This is a genomic window from Paenibacillus salivarius (assembly GCF_051307165.1).
Taxonomy (GTDB): Bacteria; Bacillota; Bacilli; order Paenibacillales; family Paenibacillaceae; genus Fontibacillus.
The window spans coordinates 937,670-954,313 of sequence record NZ_CP195592.1 but is presented as its reverse complement, the minus strand read 5'-3'; the positions used below and the strand labels follow the sequence as shown (position 1 = coordinate 954,313).

The following is a 16,644-nucleotide window of genomic DNA, read 5'->3' as shown; positions in this document are numbered from 1 at the left end:
ATTGATTTAGTAACTACTGTTGTTCAAATACGATACCGCGAATCATTTTATTGTCATCTCTAACGATAAAGGATTTGAATTTTCCACTTGGGTTGATGTAGGCATAGCTTTTTTCATTAATGGCGTCATCTAAAGTTAACAGCTTTGAACCAAATACTTGATCAACTATTTTGGTAGTATCATCATAAGTAAATTGATTGCCATAAAAGCTTGGACTAGCACCATAGTACTTTTGTTTTCCAGTAAACACCTTAACCCCGAACTGATCCAAATTCATATACTGTCTAATCGCGTTCAGCACCTGGCTGCCCGACAACGTCGTATTGTTATACGTATTGAACTCCGTGTCCGAAAGCTGGGTCGTAATTGAAGCCATCTTCGTCTGTCCTTGCTTGGCGGCGTCCTGGGACGATATCGTAATAATGACGACGATCGTAATCAGCATGATCGTTAAAAAGATCCCCGCCGCAACTCGTATACCAACGCCAGTATTCTCTTCCATGAATGTTCAACTCCTTTTTTAAATAGATTGAATTTTACTGGATAAATCACTTAATTGGCCGAACGACATGTACATGAACGGAAACACCAGGTAAAGCCCGATCAATAGGGCTCCGGGAGTCCAGCCGATCATTTTGCCCCAGGACGTTTTTTTGCGGATCAGGCGCTCCAGCCGCTCCTTTTTCTGCTCGGCATAATATTCCTGCTCCATTTCCAGATCGTCGAACGCATCGTGAATCGAGATCTTTTCGACCGCTTGCAGGAGCCTCCGGACGATCCGCTCGAACGATTCGAACGGCGCTTCCTGCTGCAACGTCTTGAGAGCCTCTTCCGCACCGCTGTCATACGTCAGCATCGCCCGCTGGATCGCCGGCTTGAAAATAATGCCGTAGCGCTCCATCCACTCCAGCACCGATTCCACGGAAATCCGTTCGAACTCGCACAAGATCGAAATCAAGACATGGAACTGGTCCACCTCGTTTTGCATTTCCAATGCCCGCATCCTTCGTTGGAACTGAAGCACCCATAAGGGCAAATAGTAACCAACCGTTCCCACCGCAATCGCGATCAGAAGCTCCCACCATTTCAGGTATTCGTTATTGATGACGGTTATTTTATCCATGATCCGGTTAACGGTGTTGTTGAGATCCACGGTCTCCTTGCTGCCGTTCTGCTGCACGACTTCGACAACCCGTTCCCTGGTCAGATCCTTGACATCCTTTAGCTCATGGATCATCGAGTTATCCGTTTTCGTTATTGCCCGGGCGTCCTGGATCTCTTGTTCGTTCATGTAGCCCAAGATGTTCATATTCACTTTCGTCGGGTCGTTAAAAATATGATGCACCGCATTCCAATGCAGAAATAACGCGATCAGGGTCACCGCCACAAATCCCCCGATGCTTAGAAGCACCCGATGCAAGTAGAACCATTCCATCGTAAGCGGGGAGTTGGCTTCCTTCAAAAGCATGTCCAACCGGTAATGCTGCCTCGTATGGTTGGCGGGAACGAGACGGTCTACGAGCCACTTGAAAGGTGGCCAACGGTAGACCTTCTTCTCCCACTGCTTTCGCTTGCCCTTGGTGACGTATTTCGCCTCGTCATTCTCGGATAGCTTGCGAATCAGGACGTAACTGATGATGGCTATCGCGTAAATCGATAATTGGATGATGTATCCGATCCGTCCTTCGTAAAATTCCTTCGTAATCGGAAAATAGCTCTCTCCCCAGCGTTTGAGCGGAAATGACAGCAAAATCGGCGCCAAGGCGATCATCGTCAGACCGCCCAGCTTGTACCGCAGTCTCTGCCGTCTTAGCAGGTCGTACCTGATCTCTTGAACCAGTTTGTTAATAGCGTTCAGGTACATGGAGCCTTTTTGCAGCGTGCGGTCCCCGTACTCCTGAACCAGATGCGATATTCCCGAAAACACCTTCAAATAGCGGTTCGGAGCTACCGCATAGTAGCTTTCCAGCCCTTTCGTCGGCTCGTTGGAGACGAGAATTTCGTGGATTTTCTCCACCTGAAGCTTGATCTCATGCGCGGAAACCTGCGCCGCCTGGTATATGGATTCATCCACCATGCGCAGTTCCTGGTAGTAATGCCGGTTGTCTTCGAGAAATTGGGCGAACTGCTTGAGCTGCCGATCCTCGATCCGGTTCACGAAAATATCAAGAAACATTTCGTTGACGACTACCGCCACCAGCACCCCGAAAAATACCGCGATCCAGCTTCTGCTGAAAATGCCGAGCAAAACGATCGCAAGCAGGAGCAAGCCCAGCGAGAGATACGTAATCCTCATCGTTTCTTTGCGCAGCGTATATTCGTCATACGTATTGATCGCGGACAATCTTTTGCGGATGCGTTTCATCTGGCTGCTGAAGATCGGCACCTTTTGCAACTGCACATAGGATTTTTGATAAAATATCAGCAGTTTCGGGTGCGTTGCCCGCTTGCGAAGCGCCCCCGTCGTCCAGACACTGCCAAAATTCCGTTTCCGCCTTCTTTCCTTGAGGATCGTATAGATCAGGAACAAGCCGGAGGCGGCGATCGCAATCCCGCAAATCAGGAGAATCCAAAACCATTTATTCATGGCGCTCCCCCCAGTGCAAATTCAGGAATTGTTGAAAATGAACCCGGTCCTCCGCATTCATGTTGAACAGCATGCTCTCGATCTTTTCGGGCGAAATCGGCGCTGCCGCCACATACTCGCCGTCGCGGTATTCCACGATATTGCGGGCAATCCATACCCGACCGTGGTTTCTGCGATAAACCTCTTTTTGCAAATTCAAGAGCGCGTCCAGCTTGCTTTCCACGGTGTCGCCATATGAAGAACCCGTCCCCTCCAGCAATTCCAGATCGTAATGTACCGGCGAAATCTCGGTTATTCTTTCGATGTAACGCCTTCCGTCGTTCTCCTTCCGCAAATGAACATCCCATTTGACCGCATTGACGACCTGTTCCTCGGCGATTCGTTCGTTCTGGAAGACCCCCGTTTTCAAGAGGGAATTCCGCAAAGACCAGACCAGCTCTCTGGCGGTGGTCGCATGATGGGTGAACACCGTGAACAAGCTTGCGACCTGGGACATCTGGATCATCCATGCCGCAACGGGGTCCGTAGCAACTTCCCCCAAAATGTTGACGGAGCCGTCGGTTTTCTTCTGCAGATCGAGGCCCGCTTGCCCGGAAATGCTGTCCGTTTCCCGGAAGGAAAGGGTGTTGCGCTCCGGATAAAGCCTTCTCAAATGAAGCTCGAAAGTCATCTCCTGGATCCGTAGCGTCAACGTTGCATAGATGTACTTCACCGCGGCCATGACCAAACTCGTTTTCCCCGAGCCTTGAGGTCCGGTGAAGGCGGTAACCTGGGCACCCTTCATCAAAAATTTGATCAATTCCCTGGGCAGCTCCGCGTTTCCCGCTTTTTCGGAAGAAACCAGCCTTTCCAGATGCATATTCGGAAGATCGAATTTGCGGACAAAGAACGCCCAGCTTTCGGAAAACGGCGGCCGCACGACTACCACCCGCGAGCCGTCCTTCATTTCATTCACCTTATAGCCGTTTGTCTCGGTCAGCTGCCCCGGATTATCGTATTTGTAAATGTTTTGGCAAACCCGTTTCAGCTCGTTTTCGGAACCGAAGCTCAGGAAGGACAGATGAATCGATTTCCCGCGAAAGAAAATCCATACGCTCTGGTAGCCGGGATACTTCGATTGCTTCATTCCCTGCAAGAGCTCCATTTCATCTTCGATCATCTGCATGCTGACCGGAATGCCGGAAACGCCGCCGGATACCCCGTCGATCGACATGTCCCTAATCTCGTCGATGACTCCGAAGCCTTTGTAATGCTGATAAATCCGCTGAACCACGATGTTCAGCTTATCCTCGTATTCCAGAGCGCCTATGTATTCCTTCTTGAAGATCCTGTCGACTTCTTCCCCCGTAATAATGTAAGAATCGACGGTCCGATCTTCGATCACCTTCTTCGGAGCATCCAATCCATACTTGTCGATCCATTTGCTTAACCCCTGAAATCCGTGCTGTTTTTTGTACATGTACAGCATAATATCGAATTTATCCTGATGCGTAAGCCTATCGATATCGTGAAACGGAATGACGAGATTAATGTTGTCCGTATTAAATCCGTAATTGCGGTCAAGCAAATCGAAAATATACTGCTTAAGGTAAACCTTCTCCTGGATATCCCCCGAGGTCGCATTCTTCATGGCGCTTCTCAGTTCGGCGACAATCGCCTGCCTCCGGCGATACTCCTCACCCGTAAGTCCCATATCCAGCAGATTGCTGTTCACGTACTCGTTGATCGTTCTTTTGACGTAGGAAAGAATGCTATCGAATTCGAAATAATCCCGGCCCATGTCATCTTTGGTTTTCCCCGCAGCGTTCGCGGACTTCGGCTTCTGGTTCAGTTTCACCGCCAGGAACACAATCAGCGAGGTTAATAAGAGAACAATGATTACAAAATTGACGATAAAGGTCAGACCCATCTACAAGGCCCTTCTTTCCAATTGATTGTGCGATACGTACACGTTGGTCAATTCCAGAATGCGTCCGGCAATTTGACCGATCTCCTTCATAAAGACGTAATTATCATGCTGTTTGGGCAGATCTTTGCTGCGGGAGAAAAAGCCACGAATATCGCCGTCGTTCAAATGATCCCGGAAATCCGTATTATACGAGAGCGGAAAGATGTCCCCTTTGAACTTGTATTTGGCCGCGATATTTCTAACCTTATATTTGGAGCCGTGATCATATTGCCCGATGACGACGATGTGCGGAATGCGATGCAAAGCTTCGGGCCAGTACTTTCTGGCCGGATCGAAGTATTTATCCAGTACATTCACGTCTTGATTCAGGCAAACCACGATCAAATCCGTGTTATCCAGCAGGGAATGGGTGACGCTTTGATCGGTGCCGCACTGTCCGTCCAGAAGGATCGCGGCGTAGTATTCCTCGGCTTTGTCGAAAATAATGTTCATGACATCGTTGTCGGAATGATGCTTGCCGGGCTTCTCGGTCGTTTGCAGCAGATCGAGACGCCCGCGTACGATGGGAAGCGCATGGTTTTTGACCGTATCCTTCTCCAGCTTGTTGCTCCGGGCGGCCCGTTCCAGCGCGTCGATTCCCCTCGCCGACACCTCGGTGAACTGTTTGTTATACTGGGATATCGTTTTGCCGAAGAACCTTTCCAAGGTGGAATCCCAGCATTGGGGCTGCGAGACCAAGGTTCTTGCATCATATTCCGAGCCGATGTAGGCCGCGGTGGCCGCCGTGAGACTCGTCACGCCCAAGCCATGCTGCATCCCCCAAAATGTGACTCTTCCCATCTTTATTTACTCCTTTCTGCCTTTTTCCATAGTTGGTTTGCCTGACCCGAATCCAACTCAAGAATCGATTCGACTATACTCTTGACCGCATGTTTGAATTCGGAGGATATTTTCTTCAGCTTCACGGTACCGGAAAATTGATTCAGGATTTTGCGGCTGATGTCCCCGTGATCCTGCAAATAGACCAGCGACTCTTTCCACTCGATCGGCAAGTGATCGTAAAGCTGATCCAAGTAATCCTCCGATAACGTTCCGCCGGCCTCGCAAATCACTTTGGTCATTTGAAGAGGAAGCTGTCCCTCCGAAAAGGACCGGACCAATCCCTCAAGCAGTTCCTTATTCCCCTGCATCACGGGATTTTCATAGGAGGTTACAAGATAGATCTCTTCCGACTGAACCCAATCCCCGAGCTTGGCAGGATCATCGGTATCGACCATGACATACTCGTAATCCGAAGCCGCAACCAGTTCGGCAAGCTCGAACGCTCCGCCCAACGATTCCGCGACGTCGAAATTGTCGTACTGCTGCACATTCTTCTCCATCTCCACTTTGGGAAAGGCATGACGGTATCTGCCTTGCCTGGTCATATCCGCAAGCAAAACCCGGTAGTTCATTCCCAGCAGCTTGCAAACATAAAATAAAAGGTCTGTTTTATCGCAATCTCCAATAAAAACGGCCTGTTTCACTATTCTCAACCTCATTTCTGGATGGGAACTGACTCGTTACTGTCGCTGAAGATCTGGTCAGAGCTCGTCTGGCTGGACTGGACCGAGCCCGACCGGTTTGCACCTGCGGCGCCGCTTCCGCCCTCAAGCAGCGGATTTTGTTGGGCCTCTCCGCTCTGCCCTTGCGGTTCTATGCTGTATTCGTAAGCCTTGGCATCCGTTTTCGTTTTGCCGTTGACATAATCTTGGACGTCCTCCGGCGGCATGGATGCCAAATCCTGCTCCAGCTTGATCCGCGCCCTGCGTTCCATCTCGTATTCCGCAATTTCCACAATATTGGGATCCGATGCGATCAAATCCTGGACTTTGGCATTTGGAGGATACGTGATGACGGCCTTCTCTTGAAAATACGGATCCACGTAGTTTAGCGCGTAAATGGAGGCGTTGTTAATGTAAGCATCGACGATGGCGCTGGACATGGTCAGTATTTCTTTTTCGCTCATCTCATACCATACCGTCCCCGTGAGCAGATCCTCGACTTTTTTCTTGGACAACACGATGTAGTCCTGACCCGTCGGGAATTTGATGCGAACATCGACAAAATCATCCTTTTGCAGCTTCATCGGCAGCTCGATTACCCTGAACTCTTGCATCCGGAGATCATTAGGGATCACTCCTTCCTCGTAGAGCATGCTGCTCGTCAGGACAGCGTTAGGCTGCAAGGGAATCTTTATGTACTTTCCGACGATAGATTCTTTATCGGCCGTATCGGCCGGCACTGAGCTGACCGGAACGCTGATCGTCTGCAAATCGGTCTCGAGCAGCCGTTCCCCGGCAAGAACGTTTCTATTGACAACCGTGACATCCACGCGTTCCTCGTTTAACCGCTTCTCCGCCTCGACCAGCTTCAGCTCGATCTCAGCGGTACGCTTTTCGTATTTGTTATGTAAGTGATTGAATATGAGATAACCGAATATAAAGCAAATTAACAGTACGGCCACGCCGCCGATGAATCCGGCGATCAATAACCGTTTTTGTCGAAAACGAATCCTGGACATTCTTTTGCTCCTTCCCCATGCACGCACTGCTATTTTGAGAGTAAAATATCGCGCCTGTTTCGTTTGCACCCTGCTTTATTCCTACATATTCGCGTATTCCTCCTTCAAACAAACGATCCAATATACCTATCAACATCCTAAATCCAGGAAAATTATATCATATAGGTTTTGAAAAAAATTGTCGTTTTTTGTATGATAACCACCAGCTAACGAAAAAAATAGGATGTTAGATCCGTGTCTTACGACGCACCAAAGCAAAAAACGCCACTCTTCGTCAGGCGAAGAGCGGCGTATCTTGAATGAAATCATAGGATTATATGATCGTTAATAGCGCTATAATCAGAACGATAATAATCAGGACGCAGACCCCGATGACGCTATAAAGGATCGTTTTCGTCGACGCTTTTTTCTTTTCTCCCGTATATTTTTTCAAAAGAGTATTCAACAAGCCGTCGCTGTCCGACTGAGTTTGGTACGGGTCGGGATGCGGCGGTACTCGGTAAATCAAATTTCCCGGCATTTCCTTCCTGATGTCGTTAATCCCCTGCTTTTCGATAAAGGGAATGCAATAAAGCCAGTTCGACTGGTCCAGATGCTTGTATCTTTCGCGGAACCGGACAAGCTGAGGCTGCCTCCATTCGCTGCCGGACCCCAAAACAAGCTGCACGCCCGCCCTGAAAAATTCCTGTCCCCAATCGCTGTCATCCGGGTACCCGATATCGAGAATCAGATAGTCGTACCCCAGAGAAATCAGCTTGCTCATATCTTCGGGGCTGTTGCTTTTAAAATAATCGACACCGTTTATGCTAAAGCGCGTCGTTTGGCTTTCAAAATCCTTGATTCCCTCATAGGCGTGTTCAATTCTCGTAAAATCCCGGCTGCCGTTCGCTTCCTTTAGGGCAACCTTATACCCTTTTCTATGTAGATAATTGGCGATCATGATACTGAAATGGGTAGCCCCCATCTTGGATTCCACCCCGATGACCGCGACCGTAATCGTTCCGATAATCCGATCCTGTAAAATAATCCGCTCCTGCACCGGCAGGTCCGGCAGCTCCATTTCCATCACATCCGTTCCATACAACGGACCTGACTTCAAGCTGGAGGTATAGCGGTATATCCGCTCTTTTACTCTTTCCAGATTAAACTCCGGGTCCTCCTCCGCATGGGCCAACGGCGCTTGAGCGCTGCCCGGCTGAAGCTTGGATAAAGCTTTCGCAACGGATTTGGGCGAAGTCCCCGGGGCGGTGGAAATCACCGTGATCCCCATATCCGCCAACTGATGAACCATTCCGTCGTCATCCTGCCGATCCAGGGCAATGACGATAATGGGGACCTGGCTTCGATAAGATTTATACTGCCGGATTCCTTCCATAAATGCTTTTGGCTCGGTACAGTCGGCATCCGTAATAAACGTGGAAATATTGATTCTTGCCGCGGATTGGCAGTATTCCCAAAACTGCTCGGCCGTGAACCTTCCCACTTTTTCAAAGCTAATGTCCGAATTTCCTATGGCCTCCAACACATACGGGGCGGATTTGCCGGAAACAATGATGGCGTTCAAAATCTCACCCCGCTATCCGTCAACACTTTGCTTTGATCCAGACTGTATACCTTATCCATTTTGTTTACCCGGTTGCGCTCGGCCATTTTTCGGGCTTCCTGTATCGTGTGATCCAGATCGGCGCCCTCCCTGATCATGGCGCATCCCGCAAAAATGGATTCGGGCAGCTCCGTTTCCAGCCTCATTCGCAGACGTTCCGCCAAATCGCTGATTTCCGCGTCGGGTTTGGTCACCATGACGATGAAGCCGTCCTGAACAAAGCGGCCCGAGATTCCGTATGCGGCCGTATATTTTCCGATCACGGCGCCCAAATTTTTAATGAGTTCATCATTCGATAAATGGACATCATTTTGGCCGGACGCCATTTCGATATAAATCAATCCGTAGGCCTGCTTCCGGTTCATAAGCTGCTGCGCTTGCTGCATGAAATGCTTTCTGGTGAACAGCCCCGAAATCTCGTCGCGGGTCGACGTGTATGCCGCAGCCTGCATAATGCCGGCGATCCGTTCGAAAATCAGCGCGAAAACGACCAGCAACGAGAGGATCAGAAACAGATTTCCGAACAGCAGCAATCGTTGTACCTTGGTAATGCCCCAGACAAACAGACAGAGTGCGTAGATCCCGTACAAACCGATGGAAACGGTGTTTCTCAACCTTGTTCCCGTATCGGCAAACAGCTTGAAAACGCAAAAAAAGCCTAAACCCGAAACAATCAGCAGCAGCAGAAGCGACGTCATCTCCGGCGGGAGAAACAATGACGAGGCCGCCGTCAGCACCGTTAAAATCGTCGCCCCCAAATGGACGAAAAGCTTGTCCTCTCTTTTCGGATAAAACAAGCGGAAACTGTTAATCTGCTGCATGACAAAACCGCAGGTATACAATGACGCGAAAAACATAAACAACACATTCCGGTCATGGGAAAAGACAGCCATTCCAAAGGAAGAAATCATTGCAAGCAAAGCGGCTCCCGTAAAGTTCAAATACAGCTGATTTCTCCACCTCAGATACATCAGTCCGCTCACCAAAAACATCACGAGGCTCATCCCGATGACCAGGCCGTCTTCCAAGGCTTGAAAACGTTCCAATTCGAATCCCCCTATCACGACTATTTTCCTAGCCAGTATATCACCTAAAATGTGAGAATTTTGTCGAAATTTGAATGCTGTTGTTACATATTCTCTACTTAAGTCCTACAAAAGAAAAAAGCCAACCCGCACCGATGAAGGATGCTTGGTTGGCTTATATCCAGGGATACAGAAATCTGGTGGCCCCTTTCCCAGGGGACTCCAGGAGGATCTTACCGTGAGTTTTGAACAGAATAATCTCGTAGAGACTCAAAAACGAACATCTACATCTCTAATTCAAGCGGACTTTTGAATACCGGGTTGTTCCGGCTCCAAAGCCGGGGCTTCCTTCCCGTAACGGATAAAGATCCACACTCCGCATAAGATCGCCACCCCTGCCACAAGCTGAATCCCCGTCATGCTTTCCTTTAGCAGCAGCCAAGCGAGCAAGGAAGCAAATACCGGTTCGCCGAGCACGGCCATCGAAACGGAGGCCGCACTGATAAATTTCATCAGCCAGTTGAACAGATAATGACCGAAGAGGGTCGGCACGATCGCGAGCAGGAGGCAAATGCCCCACTCTTTCGGCGCGTATCCCGTGAAGTTAAAGCCTTGAACCGCGTTATACCCCGCCAGCGTCGTCGCCGCGATAAAAAATACCAGGAAATTGTAGACGAAAGAGCTCATCGTGCTGACCAGCTGCTTGCCGACCAGCATATGACCCGCCACGGCGACCGTGCCGAGCAGCGACAAAATGTCGCCATGCAGCGCCGTCCCCGACAGCTTGAAATCTCCGGAACCGATGGCGATCGAACCGATGAGGGCAAGAATCATTCCGGCCAGCATAGCGCGGTTGATTTTAGCGCCGAACAGAAAAAACGAACCGATCATGACCAAAATCGGCTCCAAGGTAAGAATGACCGTCGAACTGGCCACGGTCGTCAGCCGGAGCGAGCTCATCCAGAGCAGGAAATGGAGGCCGAGCAAAATGCCGGACAGCACCAGCCCGCCCCATTGTTTGGGCGTGAGCGAGAATATCTCTTTGCGGTATTTCCATATGAGCGGCAGCATCAGCAGATTAGTGAGATAGAGGCGGTACATAGCCACGACCGAGACTTCGGCCGTAGACCAGCGGACAAAAATCGATGAGAACGAAATGGCAATAATGCCGATGATATAAAGAAGCTCGATCGAGACGGATGACTTGGATTTCGGATTCATTTCGTAAACTGCTCCCTGCTTCATAATGATTATGATTGATTATGGATGGTAGAACTTCGGCCTTCGGTGAACAAGACGAAACTAATTATAGATCATTGCGAGGAAATTGGGCAATGGAATTGTGGGCCTTCACGGTGTATGCTACATTGGAAATGACTGTTTGACATGCGGCATGCCAAACTTGATACGGACTGTTAGCGGAACTCACAGACCTTATTTTTCCTTTTTCGTATCATTTCCTAGCCTAACGGAACTAGGCGCTCTTATTGGGCAAATTTCCGGAAAAACACCTGTGTTTGGAGGCAAATAGCGGCTCCCAGTTCCGTTAGCAGTTGAAAATCGTCGTTTTTATTTAAATAACGGCGGTGATTTCCGTTAACTGGCTTCGTCCGAGTCCATCATACGGATGATCATGGTTAGCGATGAGTGATATGCCCCTAATCAAATTTCCTTTCCGAAAGGAGTTACAGATGATGAATATAGACCCTGTTGTATCGACAAAATGGGTGCTTGCCCGGATGTACGAGCCCGATCTCGTCATCGTGGATTGCCGCTTCGTGCTGGGCAGCCCGGACGCGGGACGGGATGCCTATGACGCCGCGCATATCCCGGGCGCGGTGTACCTGGACCTGGAGCGGGATCTGTCCGCGCCGGTGGGCCCGCATGGCGGGCGCCACCCGCTTCCCGATCCCGCCGAGCTGGCCGGCCGCCTGGGGCGGGCCGGCATCGGCAACAGCAGCCGCGTCGTCGCGTACGACGACCAGGGCGGCATATACGCCGCCCGGCTCTGGTGGCTGCTGCGCTGGCTTGGCCATGACAACGCCGTTGTCATGGACGGGGGGTTCGCCGCCTGGCAAAGCGGCGGCTTCCCCGTGACGGACGCGACCCGCACCGTGGTGCCGGCCGCGTTCGAGTTCAGCGTCCGCGGCGAAATGGCCGCGGACGTGGACGATGTCCGCCGGGCCCTCGGGGACCCCGGCGTCCTGCTCGTGGACTCCCGCGACGCTTCGCGCTACGCGGGAGAACAGGAACCGATTGACGCGAAAGCCGGGCATATCCCCGGCGCGATCAATCGGTTCTGGCGGGGCGTGCTGGATGACCAGGGGGCCTGGCTCCCGGAGCCTGAGCTCCGCGAGCGGCTGGCCCCGGTCATCCAAGCATTGGAGGAGGGCCGCAGCGCGATCGTCTACTGCGGCTCCGGCGTCAGCGCCTGCCCGAACGTGCTGGCGCTGCACCGGCTCGGCTACCCGCAGGCGAAGCTCTATGCGGGCAGCTGGAGCGACTGGGTGTCTTACCCGGAGAACCCGGTGGCTAAAGATACTGAATAACGTGGAAGAACCCGCGCTGGGCGCGGGTTCTTTTTTAGTACTAAGATGGTGTTCCCTTGGTACCTTGGTACACAGTGCTCTGAGATATTCCGAGTCCATGAGGAGTCAACATGAAGGGTCGATCTCGATCTATATGCACTTTATCTTGATCACATGCCCTGGTCCCTTTAATCGATTTCGCTACTGTCGCTATCGGCCGGAACAAATTCCAGAATATCTCCCGGCTGACAGTCCAGAATTTCGCAGATCGATTCCAAGGTGGAGAACCGGATCGCCTTTACTTTTCCCGTCTTCAGATTGGACAGATTGACGTTCGAGATCCCTACCTTGTCGGCCAGGTCATTCAATTTCATTTTTTTGTCGGCCAGAACCCGGTCCAGACGTATAATAATCGGCACTGTCATCAGTCTCCATTCTCATAAAGTCGAATCATGCTCTTCCTGCAGAAGATCTCCATATTTGAAAATCTCGGAGACGAACAGCACTAGTATGCCGATGATAATTCCGATTAAAGAAATACCGCCCAGATTGATTGAGAAGATGCGGGTAACGAACAGGCAGATCAGAATATTGAGAACGAGCTTCGCCAGCAAAGAATACAGGATAACGACGATTCCCAGCCTTTTCAGACGGGCGGCATTCGCTAGGCTAAACGGGCTGCTTCCGCTAAGTATGCTTCCTATTATATAGCGAATCTGGCCGATCGAGTAGATGTAGGCACAGAAGACAAGAATGGCATTGGTCAAGCTGACGACCAGATATGCGTTCTTGGCATTGAACATGTCGGGATTGATCGGTTGAAAATAAGTAAAAGGCACCATGACACTCTTCGTCACCGTATCCGATAACGGTACTGAAAAAGACCAGTGCGCGATTCCCTTCTCTGCGTGGAACATTTCCTGGGGCTTCAATCCGAGCCATAGATTGAAACAGACGTATGCAATGAGCAGCCCGATTCCTCCCCAGTATCCGATCTTAAGCGCAGTGTGCATTCTTTTGAATCCAGGTTTGGCATTGAATTCGATTCCGTTCATGCGCAATCTCCTTTACATGTGAACTTACAATATATACTAAATGATTCATTTATGAAAAACAATAATTATTTAACGATAAACATTAAATAAGATTCGTCGGTCCACATGTTGCCGGATCAATATTAGGGAACAAATTCCAATCCTCAATTTCCGAACAGCATTTTCAATATCCACCGTAAGCATGTTCCAGCACTTCTGTCATCCAAGGATTTATTGGGGACCATCGATGCAGATATGCTGACCGTACAAAAAGTAACCGGACCAAGCCGGTAACATGATAGTTGAGCACATATTGCATTTGCTCTCGCATCCGAAGGCGATGGGATTGCCTTGCGTAGAAAATTGAGTTGCCATGAGATATTAATGACTGAAAAGTAAAAAGAGAGCCTTCAGCTTCCGCTGAGTGCTCTCTTTTCATAGATCATTGCGATTATTTTTTAAGAATCAACCCGAACTTCAATAACAAGCGTTGAATCAATGTCGCCGTTTCCGCACGCGTAACATTTGTCTTTGCTTTTTGACCAAGTACCGTCTTGAAGCAGCGTAGCCTGGACGGGGCTGGCATGCGCCGACAATACGGGCTGGGAGCTTAAAATCAGTGAAGAGGCTGCAAGAACCGAGAGTTTTCTTTCATGATGTCTTCCTCTCGAAATCAAGATATTAAATTTTGGTAGATTGATTATGCAACCCGGCATAAATTGGCGCAACATATTTATTTTTTTACGGAAGGATGACTTTCACCAACGATTTGATCCGAGCCGAAGAGGAAAAATCAACATGTAACGGATGCTGCAACCGCTAATTGCACGAAAGTGGCCTACTGAAAAATCTAACGGTTGTCAGCGCTCTTATTTGTCCTAATTAGCCCAAAAGAAGCCGGGATTAGGCATATAAGCGTTGTGGCAACCGTTAAAAAATGAAACGCCGTTATTTCGGTCATTTAACGTCCCTAGCAACCGTTAGAGCCGAAGTCATTCATTTGAGAGAACGGCCATTGATTATTTCCGGTTTTTTTGTATACTCACCATGATGAGACCGTTGTCTGCTTCCACTACTAAATGAAATATGTATAGAAAGGGTACACTTTATGATGGAGAACTCCATAAACCAAGATCAAATCATCGGGGCCGCCGAACAATTTGCCAAGTCGGTGCTTGAAAACGACGCCACGGGCCATGATTGGTGGCACATTCACCGGGTTGTGCGCATGGCCAAAAAATTGGCTTCCGCCGAAGGTGCCGATCCCTTCGTTTGCACGCTCGCCGCCTTGCTTCACGATGTGGCCGATGAGAAGCTCAATCCTTCCAAGGAAATCGGGCTTAAAAAGGTCGGCGACTGGCTGGAGACTCAACCGCTTTTGGAGAAGGACCGTCAACATATTCTCGAAATTATATCAACCATGTCGTATAACGCAGGAAAAAATCCCCCTATGCGCACGATCGAAGGGAAGGTCGTTCAGGACGCCGACCGTCTCGACGCCATTGGCGCCATCGCGATCGCCCGGACTTTTCTGTACGCCGGCTGGGTCGGACATCCGATTCATGATCCCGAGCTGCCGCCGCGCGGTTCGATGAGCACAGATGAATATCGTAAGGGGCGGAGCACGGCCATTAATCATTTTTATGAAAAGCTGCTCAAATTAAAAGACCTGATAAATACGCCGTCCGCAAAACGCATCGCCAAGGAACGTCATCGGGTTATGGAGGAATACTTGGAACGGTTTATGTTGGAGTGGGATGGTAGAGAGGGGTAATTGTCGCGGTTCACGGTTTTTATAGCTTAAAATCATAACAGGGGCCTTTCGATCTTTACAAGATCCGGCCCCTGTCCATGTCATATCATCATTTATTCTTATTGATTCTTTTGCTGCTCGCCGAATGCCTCCTTGGCGTCCTCCGCCATTTCCTTGGCGAACTCTTCCCTTTCCTTGCTTGGTACCGGCATTTTGTTAAATTCGTCTCTTTGTACCTCGTATTTGCTCAGTTCTTGAGAATTTTTCTCCATGCTGTCTACCCTCCTTCAACTACCATTTCAGTCCAATTGTAGGGTACAGCAAAGCGTCCGATTTTATTCATTTTCCGTTAAGGGACGAGCTCAGGGCTCCTGAAACCATGCCTCCGCTTTGTCGCTGGCTTCAGGAACTTCCATGCCTTCTTTCCACACCAAAACGCGATCCTCCGGCTTGCCGTAATAGAAGGCCTTGATTTTCGCGTTTTGACCGAATTTTTCACTGTAAAAAAACTGCTCTGTACCGATATTTGCATAATAACTCGTTGCGATTTCCACTTTGGCCCTGGTTTTGATAATGGGGCGGTACGGGACGATGTAAAAGTTGCCTTTGTCATCCATTTCGAATTTTGCGTAATTGGATTCATAGCCATCGGTCAAGGTGATATGGTAAGCAATCTTACCGTTCTTTAGCCTGCCTACATCGGATATCGCGATAACTTCGGACGGTACGGGGATAATGTTCCACTGGAACAAACCGATATAGCCGAGCAGCAATATACCGCATACGACAACGGAAAGGACGGCCCCTTTCATAAAAGACTTCCACTTCGAGCGGCTCCAGAATGCGGATATCCTCTTGATCGTTTCGGCTTCCTTGCTGTCCGGCTTTCCGGAATCCCCGGCAATCCGTAGTTCTTCCCGCATGCGATTCATTTCTTCCCGGAGCACCGCCGAGCTCGACAAATGATTTTCGATCAGCTTTGATGATTCTTCGCTGCATACGTTATCTATGTATAATGGCAGCAGGTCTCGTATCACGTTGTCATGAACTTTGCTCATATCCGCGTCTCCTCCCTCAGCATCTCTTGAATTTTTTGTTTCGACCGGTAAAAAGTGACCCTTGCCCAAACCTCGCTCTTTTCAAACAACCCGCCGATTTCCGCATAAGACAATTCCCCGAACACGCGCAGCATGAACACCTCCTTGTAAGGATCGTTCATGAGGTGCAGGGCTTTGTGGATTCGCAGCGTCTCATCCTTTTTTAACAAGGACTCTTCGGGCCCCGCTTCGCTTGCGGTCATTTCCTCATGTTCCGAAACGAAGCGCTTTTGCTTTTCCAGGTGCGAAAAGTAACTGTTTTTTGCGATCTGGCATAGCCAAACGCCAAGTTTGCATTGCCCCCTGAAAGTGTCGATCCCTTGCAGAGCCTTGAAAAAGGTTTCCTGGGTAATTTCCTCGGCCATCTTTTCATCACGGCTGATCGAATACGTGAAACGGTACACATCGCGAAAATATTCCGAATATATTTTTTCGAAATCAACCACAGCTTCACATCCTCACGACGATATGACCGTTCAAACCGAAATTCGTTACAATAATCGAAGAAGAAAAAAACAGGGAACAAACGTTCCTGAAATCATTGA

At 49.6% G+C, this 16,644-nt stretch carries 16 protein-coding genes; 2 read left to right on the top strand and 14 right to left on the bottom strand.

Going from position 1 to position 16,644, the window contains the following annotated elements; all coding sequences use genetic code 11:
* Nucleotides 1–13: 13 nt before the first annotated feature.
* From ACSFXJ_RS04300 to ACSFXJ_RS04260, 9 genes are all read right to left on the bottom strand, one after another.
* On the bottom strand, nucleotides 14–502 hold the full coding sequence (locus tag ACSFXJ_RS04300) for an ABC transporter permease (protein WP_435924002.1): 489 nt from the start codon (nucleotides 500–502) through the stop codon (nucleotides 14–16).
* Nucleotides 503–520: 18 nt separating this feature from the next.
* Entirely contained in the window at nucleotides 521–2,587 is a 2,067-nt protein-coding gene (locus ACSFXJ_RS04295; RefSeq protein ID WP_435924001.1) for a hypothetical protein, read from the bottom strand.
* On the bottom strand, nucleotides 2,580–4,496 hold the full coding sequence (locus tag ACSFXJ_RS04290) for a pilus assembly protein CpaF (protein WP_435924000.1): 1,917 nt from the start codon (nucleotides 4,494–4,496) through the stop codon (nucleotides 2,580–2,582). Before ACSFXJ_RS04290 ends, ACSFXJ_RS04295 begins: the two co-directional genes overlap by 8 nt.
* The gene (locus tag ACSFXJ_RS04285) at nucleotides 4,497–5,336 is read right to left on the bottom strand and encodes a hypothetical protein (protein ID WP_435923999.1); all 840 of its coding nucleotides are present in this window, start codon (nucleotides 5,334–5,336) and stop codon (nucleotides 4,497–4,499) included.
* A 2-nt stretch (nucleotides 5,337–5,338) separates the two neighbouring features.
* On the bottom strand, nucleotides 5,339–6,022 hold the full coding sequence (locus tag ACSFXJ_RS04280; protein WP_435923998.1) for a hypothetical protein: 684 nt from the start codon (nucleotides 6,020–6,022) through the stop codon (nucleotides 5,339–5,341).
* A gap of 11 nt (nucleotides 6,023–6,033) precedes the next feature.
* Entirely contained in the window at nucleotides 6,034–7,059 is a 1,026-nt protein-coding gene (locus tag ACSFXJ_RS04275) for an SAF domain-containing protein (RefSeq protein ID WP_435923997.1), read from the bottom strand.
* A gap of 313 nt (nucleotides 7,060–7,372) precedes the next feature.
* Nucleotides 7,373–8,623, bottom strand: coding sequence for a hypothetical protein (locus ACSFXJ_RS04270; protein WP_435923996.1), 1,251 nt, complete (start codon nucleotides 8,621–8,623; stop codon nucleotides 7,373–7,375).
* Nucleotides 8,620–9,708 (bottom strand): GGDEF domain-containing protein, encoded by a 1,089-nt coding sequence (locus ACSFXJ_RS04265; protein ID WP_435923995.1) that lies wholly within the window; start codon nucleotides 9,706–9,708, stop codon nucleotides 8,620–8,622. Before ACSFXJ_RS04265 ends, ACSFXJ_RS04270 begins: the two co-directional genes overlap by 4 nt.
* A 276-nt stretch (nucleotides 9,709–9,984) precedes the next feature.
* Entirely contained in the window at nucleotides 9,985–10,908 is a 924-nt protein-coding gene (locus ACSFXJ_RS04260; RefSeq protein WP_435923994.1) for a DMT family transporter, read from the bottom strand.
* Between the two features lie 473 nt (nucleotides 10,909–11,381).
* On the opposite strand from ACSFXJ_RS04260, the gene ACSFXJ_RS04255 reads away from it, so the two are divergent.
* Nucleotides 11,382–12,236 carry a sulfurtransferase gene (locus ACSFXJ_RS04255; protein WP_435925671.1) on the top strand — a complete coding sequence of 285 codons (855 nt, stop codon included), beginning with the start codon at nucleotides 11,382–11,384 and terminating at the stop codon, nucleotides 12,234–12,236.
* Nucleotides 12,237–12,403: 167 nt separating this feature from the next.
* Here ACSFXJ_RS04255 and ACSFXJ_RS04250 read toward each other — a convergent pair whose 3' ends face one another.
* Nucleotides 12,404–12,634: a helix-turn-helix domain-containing protein gene (locus ACSFXJ_RS04250; protein ID WP_068615353.1), complete on the bottom strand. Its 231-nt coding sequence runs from the start codon at nucleotides 12,632–12,634 to the stop codon at nucleotides 12,404–12,406.
* An 18-nt stretch (nucleotides 12,635–12,652) separates the two neighbouring features.
* A complete protein-coding gene (locus ACSFXJ_RS04245; RefSeq protein ID WP_435923993.1) occupies nucleotides 12,653–13,270 on the bottom strand; it encodes a DUF2975 domain-containing protein in 618 nt (205 codons plus the stop codon).
* 1,087 nt (nucleotides 13,271–14,357) lie between these two features.
* Between ACSFXJ_RS04245 and ACSFXJ_RS04240 the strand changes: the two genes are divergently transcribed.
* Nucleotides 14,358–15,023 carry an HD domain-containing protein gene (locus ACSFXJ_RS04240; protein ID WP_435923992.1) on the top strand — a complete coding sequence of 222 codons (666 nt, stop codon included), beginning with the start codon at nucleotides 14,358–14,360 and terminating at the stop codon, nucleotides 15,021–15,023.
* 98 nt (nucleotides 15,024–15,121) lie between these two features.
* Here the strand turns inward: ACSFXJ_RS04240 and ACSFXJ_RS04235 are convergent, their stop codons facing one another.
* The 3 genes from ACSFXJ_RS04235 to ACSFXJ_RS04225 all read right to left on the bottom strand — a co-directional run bounded on the left by ACSFXJ_RS04235 (nucleotide 15,122) and on the right by ACSFXJ_RS04225 (nucleotide 16,545).
* Nucleotides 15,122–15,274, bottom strand: coding sequence for a hypothetical protein (locus ACSFXJ_RS04235; protein WP_435923991.1), 153 nt, complete (start codon nucleotides 15,272–15,274; stop codon nucleotides 15,122–15,124).
* A gap of 90 nt (nucleotides 15,275–15,364) precedes the next feature.
* Nucleotides 15,365–16,060 carry a zf-HC2 domain-containing protein gene (locus tag ACSFXJ_RS04230; RefSeq protein WP_435923990.1) on the bottom strand — a complete coding sequence of 232 codons (696 nt, stop codon included), beginning with the start codon at nucleotides 16,058–16,060 and terminating at the stop codon, nucleotides 15,365–15,367.
* On the bottom strand, nucleotides 16,057–16,545 hold the full coding sequence (locus ACSFXJ_RS04225) for an RNA polymerase sigma factor (RefSeq protein WP_435923989.1): 489 nt from the start codon (nucleotides 16,543–16,545) through the stop codon (nucleotides 16,057–16,059). The genes ACSFXJ_RS04230 and ACSFXJ_RS04225 overlap by 4 nt, the downstream gene beginning before the upstream one ends.
* Nucleotides 16,546–16,644 lie beyond the last annotated feature (99 nt).

What these genes read in the sequence shown, in the direction of transcription:
- ACSFXJ_RS04240 (WP_435923992.1), top strand. Translation starts at nt 14,358, where the DNA reads ATGATGGAGAACTCCATAAACCAAGATCAAATCATCGGGGCCGCCGAA.
- ACSFXJ_RS04230 (WP_435923990.1), bottom strand. Translation starts at nt 16,060, where the DNA reads ATGAGCAAAGTTCATGACAACGTGATACGAGACCTGCTGCCATTATAC.
- ACSFXJ_RS04235 (WP_435923991.1), bottom strand. Translation starts at nt 15,274, where the DNA reads ATGGAGAAAAATTCTCAAGAACTGAGCAAATACGAGGTACAAAGAGAC.
- ACSFXJ_RS04300 (WP_435924002.1), bottom strand. Translation starts at nt 502, where the DNA reads ATGGAAGAGAATACTGGCGTTGGTATACGAGTTGCGGCGGGGATCTTT.
- ACSFXJ_RS04260 (WP_435923994.1), bottom strand. Translation starts at nt 10,908, where the DNA reads ATGAATCCGAAATCCAAGTCATCCGTCTCGATCGAGCTTCTTTATATC.
- ACSFXJ_RS04290 (WP_435924000.1), bottom strand. Translation starts at nt 4,496, where the DNA reads ATGGGTCTGACCTTTATCGTCAATTTTGTAATCATTGTTCTCTTATTA.
- ACSFXJ_RS04245 (WP_435923993.1), bottom strand. Translation starts at nt 13,270, where the DNA reads ATGAACGGAATCGAATTCAATGCCAAACCTGGATTCAAAAGAATGCAC.
- ACSFXJ_RS04285 (WP_435923999.1), bottom strand. Translation starts at nt 5,336, where the DNA reads ATGGGAAGAGTCACATTTTGGGGGATGCAGCATGGCTTGGGCGTGACG.
- ACSFXJ_RS04295 (WP_435924001.1), bottom strand. Translation starts at nt 2,587, where the DNA reads ATGAATAAATGGTTTTGGATTCTCCTGATTTGCGGGATTGCGATCGCC.
- ACSFXJ_RS04255 (WP_435925671.1), top strand. Translation starts at nt 11,382, where the DNA reads ATGAATATAGACCCTGTTGTATCGACAAAATGGGTGCTTGCCCGGATG.
- ACSFXJ_RS04275 (WP_435923997.1), bottom strand. Translation starts at nt 7,059, where the DNA reads ATGTCCAGGATTCGTTTTCGACAAAAACGGTTATTGATCGCCGGATTC.